This is a genomic window from Thermoflexus sp. (genome assembly GCF_025055495.1).
Lineage (GTDB): Bacteria > Chloroflexota > Anaerolineae > Thermoflexales > Thermoflexaceae > Thermoflexus.
Window position 1 is genome coordinate 1 of sequence record NZ_JANWXB010000133.1, and the last position, 7,820, is coordinate 7,820.

Annotated in this window: 6 protein-coding genes; 4 read left to right on the forward strand and 2 right to left on the reverse strand. The window is 64.0% G+C overall.

Translation table 11 applies throughout. The features are described from left to right. Nucleotides 1–346 precede the first annotated feature (346 nt). Nucleotides 347–1,069 (reverse strand): ATP-binding protein, encoded by a 723-nt coding sequence (locus tag NZM16_RS04635; protein WP_295451345.1) that lies wholly within the window; start codon nucleotides 1,067–1,069, stop codon nucleotides 347–349. A 391-nt stretch (nucleotides 1,070–1,460) separates the two neighbouring features. Here NZM16_RS04635 and NZM16_RS04640 point away from each other — a divergent pair, with 391 nt between their 5' ends. Together NZM16_RS04640 and NZM16_RS04645 are read left to right on the forward strand one after the other, a co-directional pair. Next, nucleotides 1,461–2,381 carry a DMT family transporter gene (locus NZM16_RS04640; protein WP_295451347.1) on the forward strand — a complete coding sequence of 307 codons (921 nt, stop codon included), beginning with the start codon at nucleotides 1,461–1,463 and terminating at the stop codon, nucleotides 2,379–2,381. 49 nt (nucleotides 2,382–2,430) lie between these two features. Then, nucleotides 2,431–3,819, forward strand: a complete 1,389-nt coding sequence (locus NZM16_RS04645; RefSeq protein ID WP_295451350.1) for a tryptophanase — start codon at nucleotides 2,431–2,433, stop codon at nucleotides 3,817–3,819. An 84-nt stretch (nucleotides 3,820–3,903) separates the two neighbouring features. Here the strand turns inward: NZM16_RS04645 and glp are convergent, their stop codons facing one another. Continuing rightward, on the reverse strand, nucleotides 3,904–5,133 hold the full coding sequence (gene glp, locus NZM16_RS04650; RefSeq protein WP_295451353.1) for a gephyrin-like molybdotransferase Glp: 1,230 nt from the start codon (nucleotides 5,131–5,133) through the stop codon (nucleotides 3,904–3,906). A 712-nt stretch (nucleotides 5,134–5,845) separates the two neighbouring features. Between glp and efp the strand changes: the two genes are divergently transcribed. Continuing rightward, nucleotides 5,846–6,406: an elongation factor P gene (gene efp / locus NZM16_RS04655; protein WP_295451356.1), complete on the forward strand. Its 561-nt coding sequence runs from the start codon at nucleotides 5,846–5,848 to the stop codon at nucleotides 6,404–6,406. A 37-nt stretch (nucleotides 6,407–6,443) separates the two neighbouring features. After that, nucleotides 6,444–7,691 (forward strand): beta-ketoacyl-ACP synthase II, encoded by a 1,248-nt coding sequence (gene fabF / locus NZM16_RS04660; RefSeq protein WP_295451359.1) that lies wholly within the window; start codon nucleotides 6,444–6,446, stop codon nucleotides 7,689–7,691. The last annotated feature ends 129 nt before the right edge of the window (nucleotides 7,692–7,820 follow it).

Consider the following 7,820-nt stretch of genomic DNA (forward strand, 5'->3'; position numbering starts at 1 on the left):
GCGAACCCCTCGATGGCTGGAAAGGGTTTGATTACCTCTCCCTCTACTATCCCCAACCCCTGCCCACCCTTGGGCCTCGTGCTTTGTCCGGTGATGAACCGGAGATTGGGGGAACTGAAGCCAGTTCGGAAGGGAATGGCCCCTCCCCCCGTTTCTCCCCCCTCCCCACCGCCCAGAGGGCCGTGGGGAGGGGGGAGGAAAAATCGTTGGGGGGGGTCGGAGGGCGGAAGGCCCCCCGCACCGCCCACCTGACCCTGGGCGAAGCAAACGGCGTAACAGTTATGGCTACTGAAAGTTTGAGCGGAGTTCCAGAGATCGGGTCGAGCGAGGAAAGCGCCCGATCCCACTATGGATGAGGGGATTCCATCCTGGAGCAGGTGGCCTGATAAATCGCTTTTATAAGCTGGGGAAGCAGGGCCTCCAGATCCTGGGAAGTATCCACCTCGAGATAGGGCCGCCCGATGGGCTCCATATAGCGCCGCATCCGTTCGTAAACCGGCCAGGTGGCCTCGCTGGCATCCTCAGGATGAGGCTGGCGGCTGCGTCCCTCCAGGCGATCCCGCACCACCTCAGGTGGGGCGGTGACGAAGAGAATCACCAGAGGGATCCGAAGACGGTCTGCAATCTGGTAGATCAGGGCGCGGTGGGCTTCGATCAGGTTTGTGGCATCGAAGATCACCGAGGAGCCCTGGCGTAGAAGTTGCTCAATGAGCGTCCGGCACACCTGATGGACACGCCGGCTTTCGTTCAGCGTATGCCGGGGCCATTTGAACAGGATCCGTCGCACCCGATCGGACTCCACAATGGGGGCTGGGAGCAAGGTAGCCAGCCGGCGGGCCAGGGTGGATTTCCCGGTCCCGGGCAGGCCCACCATCAGGATCAACCGGGGATGAGGGGTGGGGGTAGGGCGGATCCCCAGCGCCTGGGCCGCCCGCCTGGCCAGCGCCTCCGCTTCCCCTCGGGACAGGGGGTAAGGGGAGGGACCCCCCAGGTTTCCGTCCCGCCGCGGCGCGCGCTCCAGGCTTTCTTCATGTCCCTTGCCCGGTTCCGAAATGGTCCGCTCTTCCATCCCCATCGAACTCCGCCCTCGGTCGCGCTCTATTCGGGATGGCGATGAGCCTGCGGTGGGGAGATCCGGATCCGCTGCTCAGGCAATTTGTCAGAAGCGTTCAATCGAATTATACCGGAATCACTGCGCGGGTGGATGGGGATACAGGCGGGAAGCGGGAGAAAAAACGAGTTGTTGGGCGGGCGGGCCGCCTTCGGCAGCTTGCCGACCCAAAACGCTTGGTCAACCGTAGATTGGACCTGTCAAAGGCTCGAAAGGAGCAGGTTCCTTTTTTCGCGGGCAAGGACAAGGGCAGCACGCCATGCGCATGAAATCCCAAAGGGAAAACGATGGGGCGGGCCAAAAGCCTGAGCTGGCGAACAGTTACCATCCTGACGCGGAGGCGGGCAGCGTGCGCAACCCGGAGAAACCACCGGTTCCCCCTTATCTGGTCCTGTTCATCGGCCTCCTGGCCGTTTCCATGTCTTCGATTTTCATTCGTTTCGCCCAACGGGAAGCTTCCTCCCTGGTCATCGCCGCCTATCGCCTGACCCTGGCCACTTTGCTGATCCTCCCGGTGGCCTTCCTGCGTTATCGCCAGGAGCTGGCGCAGGTGAGCCGTCGAGATCTGTTCTGGATGGCGCTGTCGGGGGTCTTTTTGGCCTTCCATTTTGTGACCTGGATCACCTCGCTGGAATACACCACGGTGGCCAGTTCGGTCGTGTTGGTCTCTCTCTCGCCGGTTTTCGTCGCCATCGCGGCGCCGGTTTTCCTGCGAGAAGCCATCACTTCCCGGGTGATCCTGGGGATCCTCATCGCCCTGGTAGGAAGCGCGGTGGTGGGTTTCAGCGACGCGTGTTCGTGGCCGCCGTTGCGCTGCACGCTGGAGGGGGGCGGTCGTCTCCCCATGGTCGGCAACCTCCTGGCCCTCATTGGGGCGATCATGGTGGCGGGCTATTTCATGATCGGCCGTCGGGTGCGCAGCCGGTTCTCCCTGCCGGTCTATATCAGCTTCGTCTACGGGTCCGCCGCGCTGGTCTGCCTGCTGATCGTGGCCGGATCCAGGCTTCCGATCCTTGGCTATCCGCCTCAGATTTATCTCTGGATGACCCTGGTGGCGATCTTTCCGCAGCTGATCGGGCACTCCTCCTTCAACTGGGCCCTGCGCTACCTGCCCACCGCGGTGGTCACCGTGACCACCCTGGGGGAGCCCATCGGCTCGACGATCCTGGCCTATGTGATCCTGCAAGAGGTGCCCACGTGGATCAAGATCCTGGGGGGCGGCCTGATCCTCACCGGGATCGCCATTGTGTCCCAGGAGAGGGGGGAATGAGCATTCGCCCTACAGAGGAGGACGGTAAACCGATCCGGAGGAACCCTCCATGCCGATCCATCCGCCGGAACCGTTTCGGATCAAGGTGGTGGAGCCGTTGCGACAACTCTCACGGGAGGAACGGCGCCAGCGCCTCCAGGAGGCAGGCTACAACCCCTTCCGCCTGCGGGCGGAGGATGTGTTCATCGATCTGCTCACAGATTCCGGGACGGGGGCGATGAGCGATCGCCAGTGGGCAGCGATGATGCAGGGTGATGAATCCTACGCCGGCGCCCGGAGTTTCTATCGGTTCCAGGAGGCGATTCGGGAAATCACCGGCTACCCTTACGTGGTGCCCGTGCATCAGGGCCGCGCCGCGGAGCACATCTTCTTCGCGGTCGCTGTGCGGCCCGGCCAGCGGGTCCCCAGCAACAATCACTTTGACACCACCCGGGCGAACCTCTTGGCCCGGCCCGCTGAGCCGGTCGATCTGGTCATCGACGAAGCTTATGATCCCACGCTGGAACATCCTTTCAAAGGGAACATGGATCCGGCGAAGCTGGAGGCATTCTTCGAACAGATCGGACCCGAAAACATCCCCTTCGTGATGCTGACGCTGACCAACAACACGGTGGGCGGGCAGCCAGTCTCCATGGAGAACGTGCGCACGGTGGCGGCGATCGCTCACCGGTATGGGAAGAGGCTTTACCTGGATGTGGCCCGGTATGCGGAGAACGTCTACTTCATCAAGCTGCGCGAGCCGGGCTACGCCGATCGATCGGTGAAGGAGATCGCCCGGGAGCTCTTCGGATACGCGGATGGATGTCTGATGAGCGCCAAGAAGGACGGGCTGGCGAACATCGGTGGGTTCATTGCCCTCAAGGATCCTGAGCTCTACGAGGCCCTGTGCGCGCAGCTGGTGCTCCGGGAAGGATTCCCCACCTATGGAGGACTGGCAGGGCGGGACCTGGAGGCCATCGCGGTGGGGTTGCAGGAGGCGCTGGAGGAGGATTACCTGGCCTACCGGATCGCCCAGGTGCGCTATCTGGCCGAATCCCTCCAGCAGGCCGGGATCCCGATTGTGGTGCCTCCCGGGGGGCACGCCGTGTATTTAGACGCCGGCCGGTTTCTCCCCCACATCCCCCAATCCGAATACCCGGGCCATGCCCTGGCGGTTCACCTGTATCTGGAGGGAGGAGTTCGGGGGGCGGAGATCGGGAGCGTGATGCTGGCTCGGGAGGATCCGCAAACCGGGCAGATGATGTATCCCCCTCTGGAACTGGTGCGGCTGGCGATCCCCCGGCGGGTTTACACCCAAAGCCATCTGGATTATGTGGCAGAGGTATGCGCTCGGGTGTATGCGCGCCGGGAGCAGATCCGGGGGTTCCGGATCGTCCGGGCGCCGAAGCTTCTGCGCCACTTCATGGCATGGTTCGAGCCCCTGGGAGAGCTCGGCTAACGAAATGCTTCAGGGGAGGCGAGGCGGGATGGGGCGGCCCCGCCCCTCTGAAGAAACTCCCTCACCGGAATGTGCAGCGCGGATTTATTCCCACCGCCAGACCTCCACCCCATCCCCGGCCTGAAGGCCGTTGAGATCCAGGGGGACCATCACCAAGCCGTCCGAGCGGGCCAAGGTGAAGATCATATTGCTTTTGCCGAACAACGGCTCCGCCCACCATGTCCCCTCCCGATGGATCAATCGCACCGGCACCCAGTCGATGCGCCCGGGGGCGGAGGGGATGTTATGGGTGAGACGGGCGGGCTGAAGGACCGGGGCAGGCGGCTCCAGGCCCTGCAGGTAGTAAAGCAGGGGGACCAGGAGCATGCGGGCGACGACGAAGGCGGAGACCGGGTTGCCCGGCAGCCCCAGGACCGGTTTCCCGCGGCAGAAGGCGACAAGCGTCGGTTTCCCAGGCCGAATCGCCAGCCCGTGGGCCAGGATCCCCGGCGGGCCCAGGCGCTCGATCACCATGGCGGTGAGATCCCGGGTGCTGACGGAGCTGCCGGCCGTGAACACCAGCACGTCCGCGGCCTCGAAGGCTTCCCGGGCCATCCCTTCCAGGATCTCCAGATGGTCCGGCGCGATCCCCCGGGGGATGGGTTCTCCGCCATGGTGGCGGATCAGACCCATCAACGAAAAGGTGTTGACATCTCGAACCTGTCCGGGCCGAGGGATCTGGTCAGGGGGAACGATCTCATCCCCGCTGCCCAGGATGGCCACCCGAGGCGCACGGACCACCGGGACCTCCACGATCCCCAGCGCGGCCAGCGCCCCCAGGTCCTGGGGGCGGAGGCGATGACCGGCTGGGAAGGCCATTGCCCCCGCGGCGATGTCCTCGCCGATCCCGATCACGTTCTCCCCCGGGGCTACCGGCCGCAGCACCTCGATGGTTTCCGCGTCCAGCCGCTGGGTCCGCTCCAGCATCACCACGGCATCCGCCCCTTCCGGAAGCATCCCACCGGTGTGAATCACGGCGGCTTCGCCGGGGCCGATGGCCAGCGCGGGGGCTTGGCCCATCAGGACTTCGCCTACCAGGCGCAGGTAAGCGGGGAGGCTTTCGGTAGCCCCGAAGGTGTCCGCCGCCCGCACGGCATAGCCATCGACGGTGCTGCGAGGGAATGCGGGAAGGGATTCCGGGGCGAAGATCGGCCGGGCCAGGGCTCGTCCCAGGGCCTGGGCCAGTGGCACGGTTTCCGGGGGCAATGGGGAAAGCTGCGCGCGCAGCTGCTTTAGGGCCTCCTCGGGTGGCAGCACGGTGAAGAATTCAGGCATCGCATGAACCTCCTCTCTGACAGGACCTGCACGTATTCGGCGGATGATCGCCCGATCTCTCGTGCTTTGACCAGTTGGGAGTTACGCCGTTCGCTTCCCCGGGAAGTCTTCTGGGGGCGAGGACCTTTGGCCCCAGCCCCGCCCCCAATCCCCCCAAATCCGAGATGGACAAAGCATTAGTGCTTTGTCCAGTTACAAACTGGGGGTTTGAGGAACCGAAGCCAGCCCGGAAGGCCATGGCCCCTCCCCTCGAAAACCCCAAAGCAATTAGTGCTCTGTTGCTTTATGTTTTGAGGGTTTAGAGGGCTGAACCGGGGGCCGAAGGCTCCCGACCTGACTCCCAAAAAGATCGTTCTTCTCCCCTCACGGCCCAAAGGGCCATAGGGAGGGGAAAGGGGCCTGCATCGCCACCTCAAGCTCAGATTGACCCCCACGCCCTTTGACGGGCTTCTTTCTCTTTTTTATAATGCCCTTCGGATCGGAAGTCCATGCCATTGCGGGATTAGTGGTTTTAGAGAATCGGAGTTCGTAGACCTCGTCATGTTTCCCTTATCCAAGGGTTTGAGGGCGGTTCCGCCCGCCCTCAAATATGCAAATTTCCCCTCTCCCCGCGCCCTGAAGGGGCCCAGGGAGAGGGATGGGCTTCACCTCTACAGAAAGCCCAGGCGGGACGCTAAACTGTCTGCTGATCCTCAGTGGGGAGGACGGACCGATGATCGATGTGAATGACCTGCGGAAGGGAACCACGTTCATCCTGGATGGTCAGATCTATGAGGTCCTGGAGTATCAGCATCACAAGCCTGGCCGGGGGAACGCCTTCATCCGCACCAAACTGCGCAACCTGCGCACTGGCGCCATCATTGATAAGACGTTTCTCTCCGGCGACCGGGTGCAGGACATCCGGGTGGAGAACCGGGAAGTCCAGTTCCTATATCGGGACGGTGACCTTTACTATATGATGGATACCCGGACCTATGAGCAGATCCCGGTCCCGGTGGAGCGTTTGGGGGAGGCCGTGAACTTCCTGAAGGAGGGGATCACGCTGATCCTGCGGGAGTATGAGGGCGAGCCCCTGGGGGTGGAGCTGCCGGTGACCGTTGACTTGCAGGTGGTGGAGGCCGAGCCGGGGGTGAAGGGGGATACGGCTTCCGGAGCGGATAAGTGGGTGGTAGTGGAAACCGGTTATCGGGTCCGGGTTCCTCTCTTCGTCAACACGGGGGACATCATCCGGGTGGATACGCGGACCGGGGAATATGTGACCCGGGTGGGTTGATGGAAGGCACACCTGACTTTTCAGCGAGGAGGCTTGGATGCAGCCACGTCGTGTGGTGATCACCGGCATGGGGGCCATCACTCCACTCGGCCTCGATGTGCCCACCACCTGGGCGAACGCTATCGCCGGGCGCTCCGGGGTAGGCCCCATTACCCTCTTCGATGCTTCCTCCCTGAACGTTCGCATTGCTGCCGAGGTGAAAGGGTTCGATCCGCTGAATTACATGGACGCCCGGGAGGCGCGGCGGCGGGATCGCTTCGAGCAGTTCGCCGTCGCCGCTACTCGGGAGGCGGTGCGCCAGGCGAACCTCCATATCACGGATTCCATCGCCGACGAGGTGGGGGTGATCATCGGCTCCGCCATCGGCGGCGCTCAGACCTTCGCAGAGGGGGTGGAAACAGCGCTCCACAAGAGCCCCCGCCTGCTCCATCCCTTCGTGATCCCCATGGTGATCACGGATGGGGCTTCTGCGCAGATCGCTATCGAGCTGGGCGCCCGGGGCCCGAACTTCGCCACGGTCTCCGCCTGTGCGGCGGGGGCCGATGCGATCGGCATCGCCTACGAGCTGATCCGCAGCGGGGATTGCCGGGTGTGCATCGCGGGGGGTGCCGAGGCCAGCATCACTTTCGTCGGCATTGCGGCCTTCGATCGCATCGGGGCGATGTCCCGGCGGAACGACGACCCGGCGGGCGCCTGCCGGCCGTTCGATAAGGATCGGGACGGCACCGTGATGGGAGAAGGAGCGGCGATCATGGTGCTGGAGGATCTGGAGTTCGCCCTGGCCCGCGGGGCCGAGCCCCTGGCGGAGATCATCGGCTACGGGGCGACCTCCGACGCCTATCATCCCATCGCCCCGGATGAAAATGGGGCAGGAGCGGCGCGGGCGATGGCCAAGGCCCTCCGCAAGGCCGGGATCCGCCCGGAGGAGGTGGACTACATCAACGCCCACGGGACCGGGACCCCGCTCAACGATAAGACGGAGACGATGGCCATCAAAACGGTGTTCGGCGAGCGAGCGTATGAGATCCCCGTCAGCGCCACCAAATCGATGACCGGCCACATGATTGGGGCCACCGGTGCGCTGGAGGCCATCTTCTGCGTGATGGCCATCCGCGAGGGGATCCTCCCGCCCACGATCAACCTGCGAAGCCCGGATCCGGAATGTGATCTCGACTACGTGCCGAACGTCGCCCGGCGGAAGGACGTTCGCATCGCGGTGACCAACGCCTTCGGCTTCGGCGGCCACAACAGCGTGCTGGTGATCCGGCGCTGGGAGGGGGGCTAATCCCCTCTCATCTTCGGGCGTTTGGGAGTGGGGCTGAACTCCACGAAGAATCGCAGAAGTTGCGCCGTTCGCTTTCTTCTAAGGGCTTTGGGGGGAGCCGGGGGGGCGGGTGGGCCCCGGCCCCCCCCC